Source organism: Micromonospora sp. NPDC048898 (assembly GCF_043198035.1).
In the GTDB taxonomy this organism is placed as follows: domain Bacteria; phylum Actinomycetota; class Actinomycetes; order Mycobacteriales; family Micromonosporaceae; genus Micromonospora.
On record NZ_JBICUF010000003.1, the window covers coordinates 580,071 to 600,648 of the forward strand.

The following is a 20,578-nucleotide window of genomic DNA, read 5'->3' on the forward strand; positions in this document are numbered from 1 at the left end:
CCAGTTACTCACAACTGGACGGGCGCCATGGGTCGTACGCCTTACAGCTCGGTGGCGGAGCCGCCGGCAGCAGCGATCTTCTCCTTGGCCGACGCACTGAACGCGTGCGCGGACACCTGGAGCGACACACCGCCGAGGTCCCCGGTGCCGAGGACCTTGACCGGGTGACCCTTGCGGACCGCGCCGGACTCGACGAGCTCCAGCGGGCCGACCTGACCACCATTCGGGAACAGCTCAGCCAGTCGGTCCAGGTTGACCACCTGGAAGACCACCTTGAACCTGTTCTTGAAGCCCTTCATCTTCGGCAGGCGCATGTGGATGGGCATCTGCCCACCCTCGAACGCCGCCGAGATGTTCTTACGGGCCTTGGAGCCCTTGGTACCGCGACCAGCGGTCTTGCCCTTGGAACCCTCACCGCGACCCACACGGGTCTTCGCGGTCTTGGAACCGGGCGCCGGGCGCAGGTGATGCACCTTGATCGTCATTACTCGACCTCCTCGACCTTCACGAGGTGGCTCACAGTGAAGATCATGCCGCGGATCTCGGGCCGGTCCTCCTTGACCACCACGTCGTTGATCCGCTTGAGACCGAGCGAACGCAGCGACTCACGCTGGTTGTGCTTGGTCCCGATACCGGACCGGAGCTGGGTGACCTTCAGGCGTGCCATCAGCGCGCCACCCCCGCACGCGACGCCAGCATGGCGGCCGGCGCGACGTCCTCCACCGGCAGGCCACGACGCGCCGCGACCTGCTCGGGGGACTCAAGCCCCTTCAGGGCCGCCACGGTGGCGTGCACGATGTTGATCGGGTTCGAGGAGCCGAGGCTCTTCGAGAGCACGTCGTGGATCCCGGCGCACTCCAGCACGGCGCGCACCGGACCACCGGCGATGACACCCGTACCGGCCGAGGCCGGCTTGAGCAGCACGACGCCAGCGGCGTCCTCACCCGTCACCGGGTGCGGGATCGACTGACCGATCCGCGGAACCTTGAAGAAGTGCTTCTTGGCCTCCTCGACACCCTTGGCGATGGCCGCGGGCACCTCCTTGGCCTTTCCGTAGCCCACGCCGACCGTGCCGTCGCCGTCGCCCACGATCACCAGGGCGGTGAAGCTGAAGCGACGACCACCCTTCACGACCTTGGCGACGCGGTTGATCGCGACGACCCGCTCAAGGTGCGGGGTCTTCTCGACGGGCGCGTTTCCGCGGCCGCCCTCACGGCGGTTGTCGCGGCGACCACCCTCGTTGCCACCGGACCCGCCGCCACGGCGCTGTTGACCTGGCATCAGCAGCCTTCCTTATCTCTCGTGACGGGGTTGTTAGAACTCGAGCCCGGCTTCGCGGGCGGCGTCGGCAAGCGCGGCGACTCGCCCCGCGTACCGGTTGCCGCCGCGGTCGAAGACGACCTTGGAGACGCCGGCGGCCTTGGCCCGCTCGGCGAGCAGCGCGCCCACCTTGCCGGCGAGGGCACTCTTGTCGCCCTCCGCACCGCGCAGCGAGGCGTCCAGGGTCGACGCCGACGCCAGGGTGTGGCCCTTGGTGTCGTCGACGATCTGGGCGACCATGTGCCGCAGCGAACGGGTGACGACCAGGCGCGGACGCTCGGACGTACCGCTGACGTTCTTGCGGACGCGGAAGTGCCGACGCGCACGCCCAACGGCGCGCTTGGCGGCGACGCCGCGGCGGCGCTTGAGCAGCGTGGCGCTCACTTCTTACCTGCCTTTCCGGCCTTGCGGCGGATGACCTCGCCCTGGTACTTCACGCCCTTGCCCTTGTAGGGCTCCGGCGGGCGGATCTTCCGGATGTTGGCGGCGACCTCACCGACCTGCTGCTTGTCGATGCCAGCCACGTGGAACAGGGTCGGCCGCTCCACCGTGAAGGTGATGCCCGCCGGGGCGGGGACGACCACCGGGTGCGAGAACCCGAGCGCGAACTCGAGGTCCGAACCCTTGGCGGTGACCCGGTAACCGGTGCCGGCGATCTCCAGGCTCTTGCGGTAGCCCTCGGTGACCCCGACGATCATGTTGGCAACCAGCGTACGGCTCAGGCCGTGGAGTTCCTTGGCCTTGCGCTCGTCGTTCGGCCGGTTGACGTTGAGCTGCCCATCCTCGGCCCGCTCGACCGTGATCGGCTCGGCGAGGGTGTGCTCAAGCTGGCCCTTGGGGCCCTTGACCTTGACGGTCTGCCCGTCGATCGTGATGTCGACGCCGGCTGGTACCGGGATCGACTTACGTCCAATTCGCGACATTTCTACCAGTCTCCCGTTACCAGACGAAGGCGAGGACTTCCCCGCCAACACTCCGCTTGCGGGCCTGCCGGTCGGTCAGCAGCCCCTGGGACGTCGAAATGATCGCCACGCCCAGCCCACCGAGCACCCGCGGGAGCCCGTCCGACTTGGCGTACACCCGGAGACCGGGCTTGGACACGCGCTTGATGCCGGCCAGGCTCCGCTCGCGGTTCTGGCCGTACTTCAGCTCGACGACCAGTCGCTTGCCGACGGCACCCTCCTCGGGCTCCTCGACCGACCAGGTGGCGATGTAACCCTCGGCCTTCAGGACCTCGGCGATGTTCGCCTTGATCTTGGAGTAGGGCATCTTCACCTGATCGTGGTACGCCTGGTTGGCGTTACGCAGACGCGTGAGCATGTCTGCGATCGGGTCGGTCATCGTCATGGATTTCGTCAGCCTTTCTCGCCGGGGTTCCCGGGGCATCAGCCCCGGGCCTACGGCGAAGAGCAATACCTAATCGGTGCAGGAGTTCCCGGCCGACGGCCGGGACGCGGTCGCCCTTACCAGGAAGCCTTGGACACGCCCGGCAGCTCACCGCGGTGAGCCATCTCCCGGATGCAGACCCGGCAGAGCCCGAACTTGCGGTAGACCGCCTTCGGACGCCCGCACCGCTGGCAGCGGGTGTACGCGCGAACCGAGAACTTCGGCTTCGCGGCCGCCTTGATGATCAGCGCCTTCTTGGCCATCTCAGTTCTCCTTGAACGGGAAGCCCAGGAGCTTGAGCAGCGCCCGGCCCTCGTCGTCGGTCGTGGCGGTCGTGACCACCGTGATGTCCATGCCCCGCTGGCGATCGATCCGGTCCTGGTCGATCTCGTGGAACACCGACTGCTCGGTCAGACCGAACGTGTAGTTGCCGTGCCCGTCCAGCTTGCGCCCGTCCAGACCGCGGAAGTCGCGGATACGCGGCAGCGAGATGGACAGCAGCCGGTCCAGGAACTCCCACATCCGGTCGCCACGAAGGGTCACCTTCGCACCGATCGGCATGCCCTCGCGCAGCTTGAACTGCGCGATGGACTTGGTCGCCCGCCGCACCTGCGGCTTCTGGCCGGTGATCGTGGCGAGGTCGCGGACCGCGCCGTCGATCAGCTTGGCGTCGCGAGCAGCCTCGCCGACACCCATGTTGACGACGATCTTGACCAGCCGCGGCACCTGCATGGGGTTGCCGTAGCTGCGCTGCTCGCGCAGCTGGGCCACGATCTCGTTGCGGTACCGCTCCTTGAGGCGCGGCAGGGTCTTTTCGGTAGCCGTGGTCATCACAGGTCCTTACCGGTGCTACGCGCGATGCGGACCTTCTGGCCGTTGTCGTCGATCCGGTAACCGACGCGGGTCGGCTTGCCGTCGGAGTCCAGGACCTGCACGTTCGAGACGTGGATCGGGGCCTCCTGAGTGACGATGCCGCCGGTCTTGGCGCCACGCTGGGTGGTGCTGATGCGGGTGTGCTTCTTGACCCGGTTCACGCCCTCGACCAGGACCTTGTCCTGCCGCGGGTAGGCCTGAATGACCTTGCCCTTGGCACCCTTGTCCTTGCCGGCGATGACGACGACCGTGTCGCCCTTCTTGACCTTCACGGTCACAACACCTCCGGCGCGAGGGAAATAATCTTCATGAACCGCTTGTCCCGCAGCTCCCGACCCACCGGGCCGAAGATACGGGTACCACGCGGGTCCCCGCCGTCCTTGATGATGACGGCGGCGTTCTCGTCGAAGCGGATGTACGAGCCGTCCGGCCGACGCCTCTCCTTGGCCGTGCGAACGACGACAGCCTTGACGACGTCGCCCTTCTTCACACCGGCACCCGGGATGGCGTCCTTGACCGTGGCCACGATGACGTCGCCGATGCTCGCGTAGCGCCGACCCGAGCCACCGAGAACCCGGATGCACAGGATCTCCCGGGCACCCGTGTTGTCGGCGACGCGCAGTCGCGACTCCTGCTGAATCACGTCTATCTCCTATGTCTGCCGGTTCTCCGGCCGCCGTAGCGGCCGGAGCCTGGCGGAACCTACGCCCGACGCAACGCCGGGCGAGCTCGAGCCTTCGCTACTTGGCCTTTTCCAGGATCTCCACGATCCGCCAACGCTTCGTGGCGCTCAGCGGCCGGGTCTCCATGATGAGAACCCGGTCACCGGTGCCAGCGGCGTTCTGCTCGTCGTGCACCTTCAGCTTGGCCGTACGGCGCATGATCTTGCCGTACAGCGCGTGCCGAACCCGGTCCTCGACCTCGACGACGACGGTCTTGTCCATCTTGTCGCTGATCACCAGGCCCTCGCGGACCTTGCGGCGCGACCGCGCGGCGGCGGTGGCGGTCTCTTCGGTCATGATGCAGTCACCTCAGTCGGCGCGGCCGAGAGCCCCAGCTCGCGCTCACGCATGATCGTGTAGATCCGGGCGATCTCCCGACGGATGACCTGCAACCGCCGGTTGTTGTCCAGCTGCCCGGTTGCGGCCTGCACGCGGAGGTTGAACAGCTCCGCCTTGGCCTCCCGCAGCTTCGTGACCAGCTCCTCTTCGGAGAGCTCACGCAGCTCGGTCGCCTTAACGCCCGCTGCCATCAGGATTCACCCACTTCGCGCGTAACAATGCGGCACTTCATCGGGAGCTTGTGGATCGCGCGACGCATGGCCTCTCGCGCGGTCTGCTCGTTGGGGAAGGACATCTCGAAGAGAACCCGCCCCGGCTTGACGTTGGCGACCCACCACTCGGGCGAACCCTTACCGGAACCCATCCGGGTCTCGGCAGGCTTCTTGGTGAGGGCCTGGTCCGGGAAGATCGTGATCCAGACCTTGCCACCACGCTTGATGTGGCGAGTCATCGCGATACGTGCCGACTCGATCTGCCGGTTCGTCACGTACGCCGGCTCGAGAGCCTGGATCCCGAACTCGCCGAACACCACCCGGTTACCACCCTTGGACGCGCCACTGCGGTCCGGGTGGTGCGGCTTGCGGAAGCCCTTCGGGGGCTTGCGCGGCATCAGCATCTGTCAGCCCTCCTGCTGCGTTTCTGCCGGAGCAGCCGCGACCGCGACAGCTGCGCTGTCGACCGGCTCGCCACTCGGCGTCTCGGCCTGCTGCGCGATGGTGGTCGCAGCAGCCCGCCCGGCCTCGGTGCCACCGGCCGTGGTGCCGGACGAACCCGACCGGCCACGACGCGGACGCTCGGGACGGTCGCCACGCTCACCACGACGCGGGCGGGACGGACCGGCCTCGGCCGGAGCCTCCCGGCCCGGGACGGCGTCGCCCTTGTAGATCCAGACCTTCACACCGATCCGGCCGAACGTGGTACGGGCCTCGAAGAAGCCGTACTCGATGTTGGCCCGCAGCGTGTGCAGCGGAACCCGGCCCTCACGGTAGAACTCGGTCCGGCTCATCTCGGCGCCGCCGAGGCGACCCGAGACCTGAACCCGGATGCCCTTGCAGACCGGGTTCTTCATCGCCGACTGCATGGCCTTGCGCATCGCCCGACGGAAGCTGACCCGGCTGGACAGCTGCTCGGCCACGCCCTGCGCGACGAGCTGAGCGTCCGACTCGGGGTTCTTCACCTCGATGATGTTCAGCTGAACCTGCTTGCCGGTGAGCTTCTCGAGCTCGCCGCGGATCCGGTCGGCCTCCGCACCCTTACGGCCGATGACGATGCCCGGCCGGGCGGTGTGGATGTCGACCCGGACCCGGTCGCGGGTGCGCTCGATGTCGACCTTGGAGATCCCGGCACGCTCGAGGCCCTTGGACATCATGCGGCGGATCTTGACATCCTCGCCGATGTAGTCCTTGTAGAGCTTGTCTGCGAACCAGCGGGACTTCCAGTCGGTCGAGATGCCGAGCCGGAACCCAGTGGGGTGAACCTTCTGACCCATTACTCGGCGTCCTCCGTCTTGCTCTGCGCTTCGGCCGGTGCGGCCTCCGTGGCCGGGGCGGCCTTCTTCGCCGCGGCCTTCCTCGGCGCTGCCGGCGCGACCGCTTCGACCGCCACGGTGATGTGGCAGGTGCGCTTGCGGATTCGGTACGCCCGACCCTGCGCCCGCGGCTGGAACCGCTTCATCGTCGGGCCCTCGTCCACGAAGGCCTCGCTGACGAGCAGCGCGTCGGGGTCCAGCCGCTCGTTGTTCTCCGCGTTGGCGATCGCGCTAGCGAGCACCTTGTACACCTGCTCGCTCGCAGCCTGCGGCGCGAACTGCAGCACCGTTAGCGCCTCCTTCGCGGGCAGGCCGCGGACGAGGTTGACCACCCGGCGCGCCTTCATCGGCGAGATGCGCACGTGCCGCGCAACCGCCCGCGCGCCCGGAAGCACCGGAGCGTCGCCCTTTCCTGGCATCGCTGTAACCCCTTGTTCCCTCTATCCGTATGCCCGCGGCGTCAGCGCCGACGGCTCTTCCGGTCGTCCTTCTCGTGACCCTTGAAAGTGCGGGTCAGCGCGAACTCGCCGAGCTTGTGCCCGACCATCGCCTCGGTCACGAACACCGGGACGTGCTTGCGTCCGTCGTGCACGGCGATCGTGTGCCCCAGCATCTCGGGGATGATCGTCGAGCGCCGCGACCAGGTCTTGATCACGTTCTTGGAGCCCTTGTCGTTCTGAACTTCCACCTTCTTGAGCAGGTGGTCGTCGACGAACGGGCCCTTCTTCAGGCTGCGAGGCATGTCTTATCTCCCTCAGCCGCGCTTACGCGTGGCGTAGCGACGGCGGACGATCAGCCGGTCACTCGGCTGGCCCTTACGGCGGGTGCGGCCCTCGGGCTTACCCTGCGGGTTGACCGGGTGGCGACCACCGGAGGTCTTACCCTCACCACCACCGTGCGGGTGGTCGACCGGGTTCATGGCGACACCACGGACGGTCGGGCGCTTGCCCTTCCACCGCATGCGGCCGGCCTTGCCCCAGTTGATGTTCGACTGGTCGGCGTTGCCGATCTCGCCGACGCTGGCGCGGCAGCGCACGTCCACCCGCCGGATCTCGCCGGACGGCATACGCAGGGTCGCGTACGCGCCCTCACGGCCGAGCAGCTGGATGCCGACACCGGCGGAACGGGCCAGCTTGGCCCCGCCACCCGGACGCAGCTCCACGTTGTGGATCGTGGTACCGACCGGGATGTTGCGCAGCGGCAGGTTGTTACCCGGCTTGATGTCGGCGCCCGGACCGGACTCGACGCGGTCGCCCTGCTTCAGGTCCTTCGGCGCGATGATGTACCGCTTCTCGCCGTCGGCGTAGTGCAGCAGCGCGATGCGCGCCGTGCGGTTGGGGTCGTACTCGATGTGAGCGACCTTCGCCGGCACGCCGTCCTTGTCGACCCGCTTGAAGTCGATCAGACGGTACTGGCGCTTGTGACCGCCGCCGTGGTGCCGCGTGGTGATCCGGCCGTGGGCGTTACGCCCGCCCTTCTTCGGCAGCGGAACCAGCAGCGACTTCTCCGGCGTGGACCGGGTGATCTCGGCGAAGTCAGCGACACTCGAGCCACGTCGGCCCGGCGTCGTCGGCTTGTACTTACGGATAGCCATTGTCTACACCCCTCAGCTGACCGGGCCGCCGAAGGCCTCGATGCGGTCACCGTCAGCCAGCTTCACGATCGCCCGCTTGGTCGCCTTGCGCTGACCGAAGCCGGTCTTGGTGCGCTTGCGCTTACCCTGGCGGTTGAGCGTGTTGACCGTCAGGACGCGGACGTTGAAGATCTGCTGGATAGCGATCTTGATCTCGGTTTTGTTCGCGTCCGGGTGCACCAGGAAGGTGTACCAGTTCCGGTTCAGCTCGCTGTAGCTCTTCTCCGAGACGACCGGCGCCACGATGATGTCGCGCGGGTCGGCGATCGTGCTCACTTGCCACCCTCCTCGGTGGTCTCGGCGGGCACGCCCAGGAACTCGTCCAGGGCGTCCTTGGTGAAGACCACGTCGTCGGCCACCAGCACGTCGTACGTGTTCAGCTGGCCGGACTCGATCAGGTGCACGCGCGGCTCGTTGCGCAGCGACACCCAGTTCAGCTCGTCGGTGCTGCTCAGCACGACCAGGACCCGACGGGCCTCGGTGAGCTTGGTCAGCGTGGCCAGGGCCGCCTTGGTCGACGGCTTCTCGCCCGAGACGAACGCCTCGACGACGTGCACCTGCCCGGCGCGGGCCCGGTCGGAGAGGGCACCCCGCAGAGCGGCGGCCTTCATCTTCTTCGGGGTCCGCTGGCTGTAGTCGCGCGGCACGGGACCGTGCACGACGCCACCGCCGGCGAACTGCGGCGCGCGGATCGAGCCCTGCCGGGCGCGACCGGTGCCCTTCTGCTTGTACGGCTTCTTGCCGCCACCAGCGACCTCGGCGCGGGTCTTGGTCTTGTGCGTGCCCTGTCGGGCCGCCGCGAGCTGGGCCACCACGACCTGGTGCATCAGCGCGACGTTGGCCTGCACGTCGAAGATGTCCGCCGGCAGCTCGACGGAGCTGCTGGTGGTGCCTTCGACGGTGCGCACGTCAACGGTGGTCACTTGGCCGCACCGCCCTTCTTCACCTTGATCTTGGCCGCGGTACGGACCAGAACCAGCGCGCCCTTGGGGCCAGGAATGGCACCCCGGACGAGCAGGAGGTTGTTCTCCGTGTCGACCGCCTGGACGGTCAGGTTCTGCACGGTGTAGCGAACGCCACCCATCCGGCCGGCCATCCGGGTGCCCTTGAAGACACGACCCGGGGTGGCGCAGGCGCCGATGGAACCGGGCGAGCGGTGCTTGCGCTCGACACCGTGGCTGCTGCCCAGACCGTGGAAGCCGTGCCGCTTCATCGCACCGGCGAAGCCCTTGCCCTTGGTCTTGCCGGTCACGTCGATGGTGAGGCCGGCCGGGAACTCCTCGACAGTGACTTCCTGCCCGAGCGAGTATTCCCCCGCGTCCGTGGTGCGCAGCTCGACGATGTGCCGGCGCGGCGCCACGTCCGCCTTGGCGTAGTGCCCGCTGATCGGCTTCTTGACCTTGCGCGGGTTGATGGTGCCGTAGGCCAGCTGGACCGCGGAGTAACCGTCCTTCTCGGCGCTACGAACCTGGCTGATGACGCACGGGCCGGCCTCGACCACGGTCACGGGGACAACCTTGTTGTTGTCCCAGACCTGGGTCATGCCGAGCTTGGCGCCCAGGATCCCCTTGACTTGCCTGTCCATTTGTCCGGTCCCTACAGCTTGATCTCGATGTCGACGCCAGCCGGCAGGTCGAGGCGCATGAGCGAGTCGACCGTCTTCGGGGTCGGGTCGATGATGTCGATCAGCCGCTTGTGCGTGCGCATCTCGAAGTGCTCGCGCGAGTCCTTGTACTTGTGCGGCGAGCGGATAACGCAGAAACGGTTGATCTCCGTGGGCAGCGGCACCGGGCCCGCGACCTGCGCCCCGGTGCGCGTCACCGTCTCGACGATCTTCCGAGCCGAGGAGTCGACGACCTCGTGGTCATAGGCCTTGAGCCGGATGCGGATCTTCTGTCCCGCCATGGTGGCTTCTGTTCCTTCTCTCGATGCCGCTGTGTTGCGGGCGCCTGTACCGGCTGGCACAGGCCCACTTCGCCGACCCCCGCGGTCGGGCGTGTCGCGCCCTCGGGCCGGGCTCCGCCCCGTGGTTCCGGAGTGGTGCTGACCGCGCGGTGGGTCAAGGCGCCGATCGCATTACCGCGACCTGAACGCCGTGCGAGGGTGGTTGGCGACTGGGCCGCCAACCACCCCACGCTCGACTGCCTCGCCACCCGGAGGTTCAGCGAATGCCGAACACAGGCGACGAACTGTCGTTACGCAACCTGACTAGTATGCCGCACGACCGGCGGCGGGTCTAATCGGGGTTACCTAGTTCACTTGATGATCTTGGTGACGAACCCGGCGCCGACGGTGCGGCCACCCTCGCGGATCGCGAACTTGAGGTTCTCCTCCATGGCGATGGGCTGGATCAGCTTCACCGACATGGTGGTGTTGTCACCCGGCATGACCATCTCGGTGCCCTCGGGGAGGGTGACGACACCGGTGACGTCCGTGGTCCGGAAGTAGAACTGCGGGCGGTAGTTCTGGAAGAACGGGGTGTGCCGGCCGCCCTCCTCCTTGGAGAGGATGTAGACCGTCGCCTCGAACTCCGTGTGCGGGGTGTTCGAGCCCGGCTTCACGACGACCATGCCGCGCTCGACCTCGTCGCGCTTGGTGCCACGCAGCAGCAGGCCGACGTTCTCGCCTGCGCGAGCGTCGTCCAGGGTCTTCCGGAACATCTCGATCGCGGTGACCTTGGTCTTGAAGCTCTTCTCCTTGATACCGACGAGCTCGACATCCTCGTTCGGCAGGAGAACGCCGCGCTCCACGCGACCGGTGACGACGGTGCCACGACCGGTGATCGTGAAGACGTCCTCAACCGGCATCAGGAACGGCATGTCGACCTCGCGCTCCGGCTGCGGGATCGAGGTGTCGACAGCGGTCATCAGGTCCAGCAGCTTGCCGGTCCACTCGGGGTCACCCTCGAGGGCCTTCAGCGCCGAGACCCGAACGACCGGCAGGTCGTCACCCGGGTACTCCTGCGAGGAGAGCAGCTCGCGGACCTCGAGCTCGACGAGCTCCAGGAGCTCCTCGTCGTCGACCATGTCGCTCTTGTTGAGCGCCACGACGATGTACGGCACACCAACCTGACGGGCCAGCAGCACGTGCTCGCGGGTCTGCGGCATCGGGCCGTCGGTCGCCGCGACCACCAGGATCGCGCCGTCCATCTGCGCGGCACCGGTGATCATGTTCTTGATGTAGTCCGCGTGGCCGGGGCAGTCGACGTGCGCGTAGTGCCGCGCCTCGGTCTGGTACTCGACGTGCGCGATCGAGATCGTGATGCCGCGGGCCTTCTCCTCCGGCGCCTTGTCGATCTCGTCGAACGGCGTGTAGGGGTTCAGGTCCGGGAACTGGTCGTGCAGGACCTTGGTGATGGCCGCCGTCAGCGTCGTCTTACCGTGGTCGATGTGACCAATGGTGCCGATGTTGACGTGCGGCTTAGTCCGCTCGAACTTAGCCTTCGCCACTGGTGTCCTCCTGTGGACTTCTTGGTTCGTACGCCCGGCGCGCCGGTCGGCGCTTAGGACTCTGTCGACAGCCTTTCCGGCCTGACGGCCGGGAAGCCATTGTGGGTTCTGCGGCGATGAAGCCTACAGGCCCGGTCTCACGCGATCCGATCGTGGTGGCCGCGGGCGGGTTGAACCTCCCGCGACCAACCACGAATCACCTGCTCAGGGCGTTACTCGCCCGTTGCCTTCGCGATGATCTCCTTCGCGACGCTCTGCGGAACCTCGGCGTAGGAGTCGAACTGCATGCTGTAGCTAGCCCGGCCCTGGGTCTTCGACCGCAGGTCGCCGACGTAGCCGAACATCTCCGACAACGGCACCAGAGCCTTCACGATGCGGGCGCCGCTGCGCTCCTCCATCGCCTGGATGATGCCGCGGCGGGAGTTGAGGTCGCCGATGACGTCACCCATGTTCTCCTCAGGAGTGGTGACCTCAACGGCCATCATCGGCTCGAGCAACGCGGGGTCGGCCTTGCGGGCCGCGTCCTTCATCACCATCGAGCCGGCGATCTTGAATGCCATTTCCGACGAGTCGACCTCGTGGTACTGGCCGTCCAGCAGGGTCAGCTTCACACCGACCAGCGGGAAGCCCGCGAGGATGCCGTACTGCAGCGCGTCCTGCGCACCGGCGTCCACCGACGGGATGAACTCCCGGGGGATCCGGCCGCCGCTGACCGCGTTGGCGAACTCGTAGGTCGGCGATTCGTTGTCCAGCGGCAGCGGCTCCACGCTCACGATCACGCGGGCGTACTGGCCGGAACCACCGGTCTGCTTCTTGTGGGTGTACTCGACCTTGTCCACCTTGCGGCGGATGGTCTCGCGGTACGCCACCTGCGGCTTACCGACGTTCGCCTCGACGTTGAACTCGCGGCGCATCCGGTCGACCAGGATGTCCAGGTGCAGCTCACCCATGCCGGAGATGACCGTCTGACCGGTCTCCTCGTCCAGCTGGACGCGGAAGGTCGGGTCCTCCTCGGCCAGGCGCTGAATCGCGGTGCCCAGCTTCTCCTGGTCGGACTTGGTCTTCGGCTCGATCGCCACCGAGATGACCGGCTCCGGGAACGTCATCGACTCCAGGATCACCGGGTTCGCCGGGTCGGAGAGAGTGTCGCCGGTGGTGGTCTGCTTGAGACCCTGCACGGCGATGATGTCACCGGCCTGCGCCGACGGACGCTCTTCCCGCTTGTTGGCGTGCATCTGGTAGATCTTGCCGATCCGCTCCTTGCGGTCCTTGGTGGAGTTGACCACCTGGGAACCGGAATCGAGCGTGCCGGAGTAGACCCGGACGTAGGTGAGCTTGCCCAGGTGCTTGTCGGTCTGGATCTTGAACGCCAGGCCGGAGAAGGGCTCCGAGTTGGACGGCTTGCGCAGCAGCGGGGTCTCGCCGTCGGTGGCCGTACCCTCGATCGCCGGAACGTCCAGCGGCGACGGCAGGAAGTCGACCACGGCGTCGAGCATGGGCTGGACGCCCTTGTTCTTGAACGCCGAGCCGCACAGCACCGGGTTGGCCTTGCCGGCGATGGTCGCACGCCGGATGGCGGCCTTGATCTCCTCGACGGAGATCTCGTCGCCTTCCAGGTACTTCTCCATCACCGCGTCGTCGACGTCGGCGAGGGTCTCCATCAGCTTCTCGCGCCACTCGGCCGCGGAGTCGGCCAGCTCGGCCGGGATCTCCTCAACCGCGTAGTCCTCACCCTTCTGGGTCTCCCCGCGCCAGGTGAGCGCGCGCATGCCGATCAGGTCGACGACACCGATGTGGTCACCCTCGAGCCCGATCGGGATCTGGAGCACCAGCGGGGTGGCGTTCAACCGGTCGATCATCATCTGCACGCAGCGGAAGAAGTCGGCGCCGGTCCGGTCGAGCTTGTTGACGAAGCACATCCGCGGGACGTTGTACTTGTCGGCCTGCCGCCAGACGTTCTCCGTCTGCGGCTCCACGCCGGCGACACCGTCGTAAACCGCGACCGCACCGTCCAGGACCCGCAGCGACCGCTCGACCTCGACCGTGAAGTCGACGTGACCGGGCGTGTCGATGATCTGGATCGTGTGGTCTTTCCACTCACACTTGGTAGCAGCGGAGGTGATGGTGATACCACGCTCCTGCTCCTGCTCCATCCAGTCCATGACGGCAGCGCCCTCGTGAACCTCACCGATCTTGTACGTGATGCCGGTGTAGAACAGGATTCGCTCGGTGGTCGTGGTCTTACCGGCATCGATGTGCGCCATGATGCCGATGTTGCGTACCTTGGCGAGCGCGTCTGCGGCGGCCACTTCAATCCCTACTTATCGTCGTCTCGACTCAACTGGTGGCGGTTCCGGCGCCCGGAGGCGCCGGAACCAGGGTGTTACCAGCGGTAGTGCGCGAAGGCCTTGTTGGACTCGGCCATCTTGTGCGTGTCCTCGCGCCGCTTGACGGCGGCACCGAGGCCGTTGCTCGCGTCCAGCAGCTCGTTCATGAGCCGCTCGACCATGGTCTTCTCGCGCCGGGCGCGGGAGTAGGTGACCAGCCAGCGCAGGCCCAGGGTGGTCGCCCGGGTCGGGCGGACCTCGACCGGCACCTGGTAGGTGGCGCCACCGACACGACGGCTGCGCACCTCGAGGGTCGGCTTGACGTTGTCCATCGCCCGCTTGAGGGTGACGACCGGGTCGGTGCCGGACTTCTCGCGGCAGCCCTCAAGGGCCGCGTACACGATGGTCTCGGCGAGCTGGCGCTTGCCGCGCAGCAGGATCTTGTTCACCAGCTGGGTGACCAGCGGCGAGTTGTACACCGGGTCAGCGACCAGTGGCCGCCGCGGAGCGGGTCCCTTACGCGGCATGTCAGCTCTTCTCCTTCTTCGCGCCGTAACGGCTGCGCGCCTGCTTGCGGTTGCGGACACCCTGGGTGTCCAGCGACCCGCGAACGATCTTGTAACGCACGCCGGGGAGGTCCTTCACCCGACCGCCGCGGACGAGCACGATCGAGTGCTCCTGCAGGTTGTGACCGACGCCGGGGATGTAGGCGGTCACCTCGATCTGGCTGCTGAGCTTCACACGAGCGACCTTGCGCAGCGCCGAGTTCGGCTTCTTCGGGGTGGTGGTGTACACGCGGGTGCACACGCCGCGCCGCTGGGGAGACCCCTTGAGCGCCGGGGTCTTGGTCTTGGTCGTCTTGGCCTGACGGCCCTTTCGGACCAGCTGCTGAATGGTGGGCACCGGGTTTCTCCGCTCCCTTCGGCCGCATTCGCGGCCGCGCCGTCTGCTCGTTAACCGGCCTGCTGACCGGCTCTCCTACATTCCGACCAGGGTCACCTCACGGATACCCCGGCACCCGCGGTCGGGCGTGTCGCCCTGCCCACGGTCCCGTTGCGGACGCTTGCGCGTGCGATCGGGTTTGTGTCACCGGCGCGCGGGTCGCCCCGCCCCGGATCCTTGGCTTGCCGTGCCGCCGCCCGGGATCCGGAAACAGCGCACGCACGAGTTGCCCGGGCATGCCCGGGCACAAGGGGAAAGAGTACCTACCACAACCGCCCAGGTCAAAACGGAAGGGCCCGGCGACTGTTGCACACCCGCCGGTCGAATCTCGTCCTGCCCCGTCGCCCGCGATGGGCACCTACGAACACAAGTGTACCGGCTTCCCCGCGGGACCACCCGTCGCCCCCGAGTGGGGCAGCGGCCGGAGGGCGAGAGCCCGGGCCGGACGGCGACCTGCCTCAGGTCAGGGCGAGAAGCAGCGCCAGGCCCAGACCCAGGATGCTGAGCAGGGCTCCCGCCGCGCCACAGCTGATCCCGGCCAGCGCGAGCCCGCGGCCGGTGAACCGGACCGCGGGGGGCGCGACCGGACGGCGGATCTGCCGCTGACCGAGCAGGCCGGTGACGACGGCCGCCCCGCCAGCCAGCAGCCCGAGTGCGGCGAACGCCCCGGAGGCCCAGGCCCCGCCGTCGTTCGCGAAGGCGACCCCGAAGCAGATCACCAACAGCGACACCAGGACCGACGCGACCCCGGCCACCAGCGACCCGATGGACAACCCGGAGGTGACCGGCGCCACGTCCAGGTGCACGATGCCGAACGGCGTACCGGGCACCGCCTCCACCCGTTTCGGCGGCCGACGCTGGTCGTCGGTGGGCGGCGGCACCGGATAGCCCGGCATTCCCGCCCCGGCAGGTGCGGGACCGGACGGCGATCCCCATCCCGGCGGCACACCAGCCCCGGACGACGGCGCACCCCAACCGGGCGGCACACCAGGCCCAGACGACGGCGCACCCCATCCCGGTGCCACACCAGGCCCAGACGACGGCGCACCCCAACCCGGTGCCACACCAGGCCCAGACGGCGGCAGACCCCACCCCGGCGGCACACCAGGCCCAGACGACGGCGCACCCCAACCCGGCGGCACACCAGCCCCGGACGACGGCGCACCCCACCCCGGCGGTGTCGGGGTGGGCACCCCGGAGAGCTGGTCGGGCTGACCGGAGCCGGACGGACTCGTCGTACCCCAGCCGGGGTGCGGCCTGCCCCACTCCGGCGTGGACGCGGGGGGATGCGGCTCGCTGCTCGGGCCCGGTTGCGCCCAGTCACTCGGCGTTGCCGGCGCAACCGGCTGGTCGGCCGGTGCCGGCGCAGGCGGCTGGTCGGCCGGTGCCGGCGCAGGCGGCTGGTCGGCCGGTGCCGGCGCAGGCGGCTGGTCGGCCGGTTCGTCCGCAGGGGGCCGCGCCGGATCCGTCACGAGGTTCTCCTGTCGAAAGGCCGCCACCCCGCGCGACGGACACCGGCCAGGCTACCGCCGAGAGCGCCGGCGCCCGTGCCGGGCGCGGTGGCTCAGTCCATGTTCGCCGGGTAGTCGTGGCCGAACGGCGAGCCGGCCAACCGCACCACGCCGATCACCACCATGGCCACCACGCTGACCGCGACCAGGACCAGGCCGGCCCACGCCATCCACTCGCCGCGCCGCAGCCAGACGCCGCCGGTCAGGAAACCCCCCGAGGAGTACGCCTCACGGCGCGCCTGCCGGGCCAGTTGCAGCGCCACCGTCGCCGGCACCACCCCGCCGATGAACAACCCGGTCAGCAGGCCGAGCAGCCCGAGAGCAAAAACCGCCCGAGCCTTCGTGGCACGGGCCGGATCCGGATCCAACGGGTGGCGCAGCCCCTGCTGCGCGACGGACACCTGCCCGGGTGCGGTCGTCATCTCCCCATCATGCCGAACTCGGACCAGGGCTGGGTGGGTCCGGGATACGACGAGGCCCCCGGCGGATGCCGGGGGCCTCGTCGTGCGCCTGGTGCCTAGCGGTACGACCCGAAGTCGAAGTCGTCCAGCGGCACAGCCTGCCCGCTGGCCGGCCCGAAGCCGTAGTCGGTCTCCGGGTACCCGGTCATCGAGTAGACCTTGGCCTTGGCCTCCTCGGTCGGCTCCACCCGGACGTTGCGGTACTTGCTGATGCCCGTACCGGCCGGGATGAGCTTTCCGATGATCACGTTCTCCTTGAGGCCGACCAGCGAGTCGCTGCGCGAGTTGATCGCAGCGTCGGTCAGCACCCGGGTGGTCTCCTGGAAGGAGGCCGCCGAGAGCCAGGAGTCGGTGGCCAGCGAGGCCTTGGTGATACCCATCAGCACCGGACGACCGGCGGCGGGCTCGCCGCCCTCCGACACGAGCCGGCGGTTCTCCGACTCGAACAGGGCCCGGTCGACGAGCACACCCGGCAGGAACTCGGTCGAGCCGGAGTCGATGACCGTCACCCGCTTGAGCATCTGGCGGATGATGATCTCGATGTGCTTGTCGTGGATGAGCACACCCTGCGAGCGGTAGACCTCCTGGACCTCACTGGTCAGGTGGACCTGGACCGCCCGCGGACCCATGATCCGCAGCAGCTCGTGCGGGTCGATGGTGCCCTCGGTCAGCTTCTCGCCGACCGCGACGTGACCGCCGTCGTGGGTACGGAGCTTGACCCGCTTCGAGATCTTGTCGTAGACGATCTCTTCGCTGCCGTCGTCCGGCACCACGATGATCTTGCGCGAGCGCTCGCCGTCCTCGATCCGGATCCGACCCGGGGTGTCGGCGATGGGCGCCTTACCCTTCGGGACCCGAGCCTCGAAGATCTCCTGCACACGCGGCAGACCCTGGGTGATGTCCTCACCCGCGACACCACCGGTGTGGAAGGTACGCATCGTCAGCTGCGTACCGGGCTCACCGATGGACTGGGCGGCGATGATGCCGACCGCCTCGCCGATGTCGACCGACTTGCCGGTCGGCAGCGACCGGCCGTAGCAGGCCGCGCAGACGCCCAGCTTCGACTCACAGGTGAGCACGCTGCGCACGCGGACCGTCTCCACGCCAGCGGCGACGATCTTGTCGACCCCGATGGAGTTGATGTCCTGACCGCGCTCGGCCACCACGGTGCCGTCCGGCCCCTTGATGTCGTCGGCCAGGGTCCGGGCGTGCACGCTGGTCTCGGCGTGGGTGTGGACGACGAGCTTGCCGTCGAGCTTCTCGCCGATCTGCATCGGGATCGCCCGGTCGGTGCCGCAGTCCTCCTCGCGGATGATGACGTCCTGCGAGACGTCCACCAGACGACGGGTCAGGTAACCCGAGTCGGCGGTCCGCAGCGCGGTGTCGGCGAGACCCTTACGAGCACCGTGCGTGGAGATGAAGTACTCCAGCACGGACAGACCCTCCCGGTAGCTGGCCTTGATCGGCCGCGGGATGATCTCGCCCTTCGGGTTGGCCACCAGACCACGGATCGCGGCGATCTGGCGGAGCTGGAGCAGGTTACCGCGGGCACCCGAATTGATCATCTTCCACAGTGGGTTCTCCTGCGGCAGCGCGGTGTCCATCTCCTTGGCGACCTCGTTGGTCGCCCTGGTCCAGATCGTGATGAGCTCGCCGCGACGCTCCTCGGCGGTCATCAGACCACGCTGGTACTGCTTGTCGATCTGGTCGGCTTCCTTCTCGTACCGCGCCAGGATCTCCGCCTTGCGCGGCGGAGCGATGACGTCCTCCATGCCGATCGTCACGCCGGACCAGGTGGCCCAGTGGAAACCGGCCTCCTTGAGCCCGTCCAGGGTGGCGGCCAGCGCCACCTTGGGGAAGCGCTCGGCGAGGTCGTTGACGATCGCGGAGAGCTGACCCTTGCGGATCTCGTAGTTCACGAAGCGGTAGCCCTGCGGCAGCGTCTCGTTGAACAGCACCCGACCCAGGGTGGTCTCCACGGTCAGCGGGTCACCCTCGACCCAGCCCTCCGGGGCGGTCCACGTCTCGGCACCGGCGCCGTTGTCGACACCGACCACGGCACGCAGGCGGATCTTCACCGGCGCCTGCAGGTGCAGCTCGCCGTTGTCGAAGGCCATCCGCGCCTCGGCGTCCGAGCTGAACGCCCGGCCCTCGCCCTTCTCACCGGCGGTGAGGTGGGTGAGGTGGTAGAGACCGATGACCATGTCCTGGGTGGGCATGGTGACCGGCTTGCCGTCGGCCGGCTTGAGGATGTTGTTCGACGACAGCATCAGGATCCGTGCCTCGGCCTGAGCCTCGGCGGACAGCGGCACGTGCACCGCCATCTGGTCACCGTCGAAGTCGGCGTTGAACGCGGTGCAGACCAGCGGGTGGATCTGGATCGCCTTGCCCTCGACCAGCTGCGGCTCGAAGGCCTGGATGCCCAGGCGGTGCAGGGTCGGCGCCCGGTTGAGCAGCACCGGGTGCTCGCCGATGACCTCTTCCAGCACGTCCCACACGACCGGGCGCTGACGCTCGACCATCCGCTTGGCGGACTTGATGTTCTGTGCGTGGTTGAGGTCGACCAGCCGCTTCATCACGAACGGCTTGAACAGCTCCAGCGCCATCTGCTTGGGCAGACCGCACTGGTGCAGCTTGAGCTTCGGGCCGACCACGATGACCGAACGGCCGGAGTAGTCGACGCGCTTGCCCAGCAGGTTCTGGCGGAACCGGCCCTGCTTGCCCTTGAGCATGTCGGACAGCGACTTGAGCGGGCGGTTACCCGGACCGGTGACCGGCCGGCCGCGACGGCCGTTGTCGAACAACGCGTCGACGGCCTCCTGGAGCATCCGCTTCTCGTTGTTGACGATGATCTCGGGCGCGCCGAGGTCGATCAGCCGCTTGAGGCGGTTGTTCCGGTTGATCACGCGGCGGTACAGGTCGTTCAGGTCCGAGGTCGCGAAGCGGCCACCGTCGAGCTGCACCATCGGGCGCAGGTCCGGCGGGATGACCGGGACACAGTCCAGCACCATGCCGAGCGGCGAGTTGCGGGTGTTCAGGAACGCCGCGACGACCTTGAGCCGCTTGAGCGCCCGGATCTTCCGCTGGCCCTTGCCGGACCGGATGGTCTCCCGCAGGCTCTCGGCCTCGGCGTCGAGGTCCATGTTCTGGACCAGCGCCTTGATCGCCTCCGCGCCCATCGAACCGGTGAAGTACTCACCGAACCGGTCGCGCAGCTCGCGGTAGAGCAGCTCGTCGGTGACCAGCTGCTTCGGCTCCAGCTTGCGGAAGGTGTCCAGCACCTCGTCCAGGCGGTCGATCTCGCGCTGGGCCCGGTCGCGGATCTGGCGCATTTCGCGCTCTCCGCCCTCCTTGACCTTGCGCCGGACGTCCGCCTTGGCACCCTCGGCCTCCAGCTCGGCCAAGTCGGCCTCGAGCTTGGCGGCCCGCTTCTCGATCTCCGAGTCGCGGCTGTTCTCGGACTGCCGCTTCTCGGCCAGGATCTCGTTCTCGATCGTCGAGAGGTCACGGTGACGCGACTCCGCGTCCACGCTCGTCACGACGTACGAGGCGAAGTAGATGATCTTTTCGAGATCCTTGGGGGCGAGGTCCAGCAGGTAGCCCAGCCGGCTCGGCACGCCCTTGAAATACCAGATGTGGGTCACCGGAGCGGCGAGCTCGATGTGCCCCATCCGCTCACGACGGACCTTGGAGCGAGTCACCTCGACGCCGCAGCGCTCACAGATGATGCCCTTGAACCGGACGCGCTTGTACTTACCGCAGTAGCACTCCCAGTCCCGCTGCGGACCGAAGATCTTCTCGCAGAAGAGCCCGTCCTTTTCCGGCTTCAGGGTGCGGTAGTTGATCGTCTCAGGCTTCTTGACCTCGCCGTGCGACCACTGACGGATGTCGTCGGCGGTGGCGAGACCAATGCGCAGCTCGTCGAAGAAGTTGACGTCGAGCACTATGTCCCCTATGTCGTCGTCTGTACTGCTAATTCTCGGGTGGGGTCGGGGGGGGGGGGGCCCCCCCCCCCCCCCCCCCCCCCCCACACAAAAACACCCCCCCCCCACCCCCCCCGCCCCCCCCCCGGCCCCCCCACAACCGC

At 67.9% G+C, this 20,578-nt stretch carries 28 protein-coding genes; all 28 read right to left on the reverse strand.

Annotation, left to right across the window (positions count from 1 at the left end; genetic code table 11):
* Positions 1–41: 41 nt before the first annotated feature.
* Positions 42–485: a 50S ribosomal protein L15 gene (rplO, locus tag ACGFIQ_RS12960; RefSeq protein ID WP_357080805.1), complete on the reverse strand. Its 444-nt coding sequence runs from the start codon at positions 483–485 to the stop codon at positions 42–44.
* The gene (gene rpmD / locus ACGFIQ_RS12965) at positions 485–667 is read right to left on the reverse strand and encodes a 50S ribosomal protein L30 (RefSeq protein ID WP_007465262.1); all 183 of its coding nucleotides are present in this window, start codon (positions 665–667) and stop codon (positions 485–487) included. Before rpmD ends, rplO begins: the two co-directional genes overlap by 1 nt.
* On the reverse strand, positions 667–1,281 hold the full coding sequence (gene rpsE / locus ACGFIQ_RS12970) for a 30S ribosomal protein S5 (protein ID WP_007465263.1): 615 nt from the start codon (positions 1,279–1,281) through the stop codon (positions 667–669). Before rpsE ends, rpmD begins: the two co-directional genes overlap by 1 nt.
* A 33-nt stretch (positions 1,282–1,314) precedes the next feature.
* Complete coding sequence (rplR, locus tag ACGFIQ_RS12975) at positions 1,315–1,704, reverse strand: 50S ribosomal protein L18 (RefSeq protein WP_151488126.1); 390 nt, start codon at positions 1,702–1,704, stop codon at positions 1,315–1,317.
* A complete protein-coding gene (gene rplF / locus ACGFIQ_RS12980) occupies positions 1,701–2,243 on the reverse strand; it encodes a 50S ribosomal protein L6 (RefSeq protein ID WP_266246314.1) in 543 nt (180 codons plus the stop codon). Before rplF ends, rplR begins: the two co-directional genes overlap by 4 nt.
* A 16-nt stretch (positions 2,244–2,259) precedes the next feature.
* On the reverse strand, positions 2,260–2,667 hold the full coding sequence (gene rpsH / locus ACGFIQ_RS12985) for a 30S ribosomal protein S8 (RefSeq protein WP_007465270.1): 408 nt from the start codon (positions 2,665–2,667) through the stop codon (positions 2,260–2,262).
* A gap of 116 nt (positions 2,668–2,783) precedes the next feature.
* Complete coding sequence (locus ACGFIQ_RS12990; RefSeq protein WP_007465272.1) at positions 2,784–2,969, reverse strand: type Z 30S ribosomal protein S14; 186 nt, start codon at positions 2,967–2,969, stop codon at positions 2,784–2,786.
* A 1-nt stretch (position 2,970) separates the two neighbouring features.
* Positions 2,971–3,537 carry a 50S ribosomal protein L5 gene (gene rplE, locus ACGFIQ_RS12995; protein ID WP_110563094.1) on the reverse strand — a complete coding sequence of 189 codons (567 nt, stop codon included), beginning with the start codon at positions 3,535–3,537 and terminating at the stop codon, positions 2,971–2,973.
* Entirely contained in the window at positions 3,537–3,857 is a 321-nt protein-coding gene (gene rplX, locus ACGFIQ_RS13000; protein WP_172899047.1) for a 50S ribosomal protein L24, read from the reverse strand. The genes rplE and rplX overlap by 1 nt, the downstream gene beginning before the upstream one ends.
* A complete protein-coding gene (gene rplN, locus ACGFIQ_RS13005) occupies positions 3,854–4,222 on the reverse strand; it encodes a 50S ribosomal protein L14 (protein WP_007465279.1) in 369 nt (122 codons plus the stop codon). Before rplN ends, rplX begins: the two co-directional genes overlap by 4 nt.
* 97 nt (positions 4,223–4,319) lie before the next feature.
* Positions 4,320–4,598, reverse strand: a complete 279-nt coding sequence (gene rpsQ, locus ACGFIQ_RS13010; protein ID WP_030489590.1) for a 30S ribosomal protein S17 — start codon at positions 4,596–4,598, stop codon at positions 4,320–4,322.
* Entirely contained in the window at positions 4,595–4,831 is a 237-nt protein-coding gene (gene rpmC, locus ACGFIQ_RS13015) for a 50S ribosomal protein L29 (RefSeq protein ID WP_007465283.1), read from the reverse strand. The genes rpsQ and rpmC overlap by 4 nt, the downstream gene beginning before the upstream one ends.
* Positions 4,831–5,256, reverse strand: coding sequence for a 50S ribosomal protein L16 (gene rplP, locus ACGFIQ_RS13020; protein ID WP_053653940.1), 426 nt, complete (start codon positions 5,254–5,256; stop codon positions 4,831–4,833). The genes rpmC and rplP overlap by 1 nt, the downstream gene beginning before the upstream one ends.
* Before the next feature lie 3 nt (positions 5,257–5,259).
* Positions 5,260–6,129 carry a 30S ribosomal protein S3 gene (rpsC, locus tag ACGFIQ_RS13025; protein WP_393243142.1) on the reverse strand — a complete coding sequence of 290 codons (870 nt, stop codon included), beginning with the start codon at positions 6,127–6,129 and terminating at the stop codon, positions 5,260–5,262.
* On the reverse strand, positions 6,129–6,587 hold the full coding sequence (rplV, locus tag ACGFIQ_RS13030; protein WP_007465297.1) for a 50S ribosomal protein L22: 459 nt from the start codon (positions 6,585–6,587) through the stop codon (positions 6,129–6,131). The genes rpsC and rplV overlap by 1 nt, the downstream gene beginning before the upstream one ends.
* 41 nt (positions 6,588–6,628) lie before the next feature.
* Positions 6,629–6,910: a 30S ribosomal protein S19 gene (rpsS, locus tag ACGFIQ_RS13035; protein WP_007465299.1), complete on the reverse strand. Its 282-nt coding sequence runs from the start codon at positions 6,908–6,910 to the stop codon at positions 6,629–6,631.
* Positions 6,911–6,922: 12 nt separating this feature from the next.
* Positions 6,923–7,762, reverse strand: a complete 840-nt coding sequence (rplB, locus tag ACGFIQ_RS13040; RefSeq protein WP_110563095.1) for a 50S ribosomal protein L2 — start codon at positions 7,760–7,762, stop codon at positions 6,923–6,925.
* 12 nt (positions 7,763–7,774) lie between these two features.
* Entirely contained in the window at positions 7,775–8,077 is a 303-nt protein-coding gene (rplW, locus tag ACGFIQ_RS13045; RefSeq protein ID WP_007465304.1) for a 50S ribosomal protein L23, read from the reverse strand.
* Positions 8,074–8,724, reverse strand: coding sequence for a 50S ribosomal protein L4 (gene rplD, locus ACGFIQ_RS13050; RefSeq protein WP_110563096.1), 651 nt, complete (start codon positions 8,722–8,724; stop codon positions 8,074–8,076). Before rplD ends, rplW begins: the two co-directional genes overlap by 4 nt.
* A complete protein-coding gene (rplC, locus tag ACGFIQ_RS13055; RefSeq protein WP_393243144.1) occupies positions 8,721–9,386 on the reverse strand; it encodes a 50S ribosomal protein L3 in 666 nt (221 codons plus the stop codon). Before rplC ends, rplD begins: the two co-directional genes overlap by 4 nt.
* 11 nt (positions 9,387–9,397) lie before the next feature.
* Positions 9,398–9,706, reverse strand: coding sequence for a 30S ribosomal protein S10 (gene rpsJ / locus ACGFIQ_RS13060; protein ID WP_007073037.1), 309 nt, complete (start codon positions 9,704–9,706; stop codon positions 9,398–9,400).
* Positions 9,707–10,056: 350 nt separating this feature from the next.
* Positions 10,057–11,250 (reverse strand): elongation factor Tu, encoded by a 1,194-nt coding sequence (tuf, locus tag ACGFIQ_RS13065; RefSeq protein WP_110563098.1) that lies wholly within the window; start codon positions 11,248–11,250, stop codon positions 10,057–10,059.
* Positions 11,251–11,462: 212 nt separating this feature from the next.
* Positions 11,463–13,559, reverse strand: a complete 2,097-nt coding sequence (gene fusA / locus ACGFIQ_RS13070) for an elongation factor G (protein WP_357080824.1) — start codon at positions 13,557–13,559, stop codon at positions 11,463–11,465.
* Positions 13,560–13,633: 74 nt separating this feature from the next.
* On the reverse strand, positions 13,634–14,104 hold the full coding sequence (gene rpsG, locus ACGFIQ_RS13075; protein ID WP_030489583.1) for a 30S ribosomal protein S7: 471 nt from the start codon (positions 14,102–14,104) through the stop codon (positions 13,634–13,636).
* 1 nt (position 14,105) lies between these two features.
* Complete coding sequence (rpsL, locus tag ACGFIQ_RS13080; RefSeq protein WP_007465318.1) at positions 14,106–14,480, reverse strand: 30S ribosomal protein S12; 375 nt, start codon at positions 14,478–14,480, stop codon at positions 14,106–14,108.
* Between the two features lie 497 nt (positions 14,481–14,977).
* Positions 14,978–15,349 carry a hypothetical protein gene (locus tag ACGFIQ_RS13085; protein ID WP_393243214.1) on the reverse strand — a complete coding sequence of 124 codons (372 nt, stop codon included), beginning with the start codon at positions 15,347–15,349 and terminating at the stop codon, positions 14,978–14,980.
* A gap of 734 nt (positions 15,350–16,083) precedes the next feature.
* Positions 16,084–16,452 (reverse strand): hypothetical protein, encoded by a 369-nt coding sequence (locus ACGFIQ_RS13090; protein ID WP_393243147.1) that lies wholly within the window; start codon positions 16,450–16,452, stop codon positions 16,084–16,086.
* Between the two features lie 95 nt (positions 16,453–16,547).
* The gene (locus ACGFIQ_RS13095) at positions 16,548–20,435 is read right to left on the reverse strand and encodes a DNA-directed RNA polymerase subunit beta' (RefSeq protein ID WP_357080831.1); all 3,888 of its coding nucleotides are present in this window, start codon (positions 20,433–20,435) and stop codon (positions 16,548–16,550) included.
* Positions 20,436–20,578: the final 143 nt, after the last annotated feature.

Excerpts from the sequence above, each read along its gene's own strand:
- ACGFIQ_RS12990 (WP_007465272.1), bottom strand. The coding sequence starts at position 2,969 with ATGGCCAAGAAGGCGCTGATCATCAAGGCGGCCGCGAAGCCGAAGTTC.
- rpmC (WP_007465283.1), bottom strand. The coding sequence starts at position 4,831 with ATGGCAGCGGGCGTTAAGGCGACCGAGCTGCGTGAGCTCTCCGAAGAG.
- rplC (WP_393243144.1), bottom strand. The coding sequence starts at position 9,386 with ATGGACAGGCAAGTCAAGGGGATCCTGGGCGCCAAGCTCGGCATGACC.
- rpsS (WP_007465299.1), bottom strand. The coding sequence starts at position 6,910 with ATGCCTCGCAGCCTGAAGAAGGGCCCGTTCGTCGACGACCACCTGCTC.
- rplO (WP_357080805.1), bottom strand. The coding sequence starts at position 485 with ATGACGATCAAGGTGCATCACCTGCGCCCGGCGCCCGGTTCCAAGACC.
- ACGFIQ_RS13090 (WP_393243147.1), bottom strand. The coding sequence starts at position 16,452 with ATGACGACCGCACCCGGGCAGGTGTCCGTCGCGCAGCAGGGGCTGCGC.
- rplV (WP_007465297.1), bottom strand. The coding sequence starts at position 6,587 with ATGCCAGGAAAGGGCGACGCTCCGGTGCTTCCGGGCGCGCGGGCGGTT.
- rplE (WP_110563094.1), bottom strand. The coding sequence starts at position 3,537 with ATGACCACGGCTACCGAAAAGACCCTGCCGCGCCTCAAGGAGCGGTAC.
- rpsH (WP_007465270.1), bottom strand. The coding sequence starts at position 2,667 with ATGACGATGACCGACCCGATCGCAGACATGCTCACGCGTCTGCGTAAC.
- rplF (WP_266246314.1), bottom strand. The coding sequence starts at position 2,243 with ATGTCGCGAATTGGACGTAAGTCGATCCCGGTACCAGCCGGCGTCGAC.
- rplP (WP_053653940.1), bottom strand. The coding sequence starts at position 5,256 with ATGCTGATGCCGCGCAAGCCCCCGAAGGGCTTCCGCAAGCCGCACCAC.
- rplB (WP_110563095.1), bottom strand. The coding sequence starts at position 7,762 with ATGGCTATCCGTAAGTACAAGCCGACGACGCCGGGCCGACGTGGCTCG.
- rpsJ (WP_007073037.1), bottom strand. The coding sequence starts at position 9,706 with ATGGCGGGACAGAAGATCCGCATCCGGCTCAAGGCCTATGACCACGAG.
- rpmD (WP_007465262.1), bottom strand. The coding sequence starts at position 667 with ATGGCACGCCTGAAGGTCACCCAGCTCCGGTCCGGTATCGGGACCAAG.
- rpsC (WP_393243142.1), bottom strand. The coding sequence starts at position 6,129 with ATGGGTCAGAAGGTTCACCCCACTGGGTTCCGGCTCGGCATCTCGACC.
- rpsQ (WP_030489590.1), bottom strand. The coding sequence starts at position 4,598 with ATGACCGAAGAGACCGCCACCGCCGCCGCGCGGTCGCGCCGCAAGGTC.
- rpsG (WP_030489583.1), bottom strand. The coding sequence starts at position 14,104 with ATGCCGCGTAAGGGACCCGCTCCGCGGCGGCCACTGGTCGCTGACCCG.
- rpsE (WP_007465263.1), bottom strand. The coding sequence starts at position 1,281 with ATGCCAGGTCAACAGCGCCGTGGCGGCGGGTCCGGTGGCAACGAGGGT.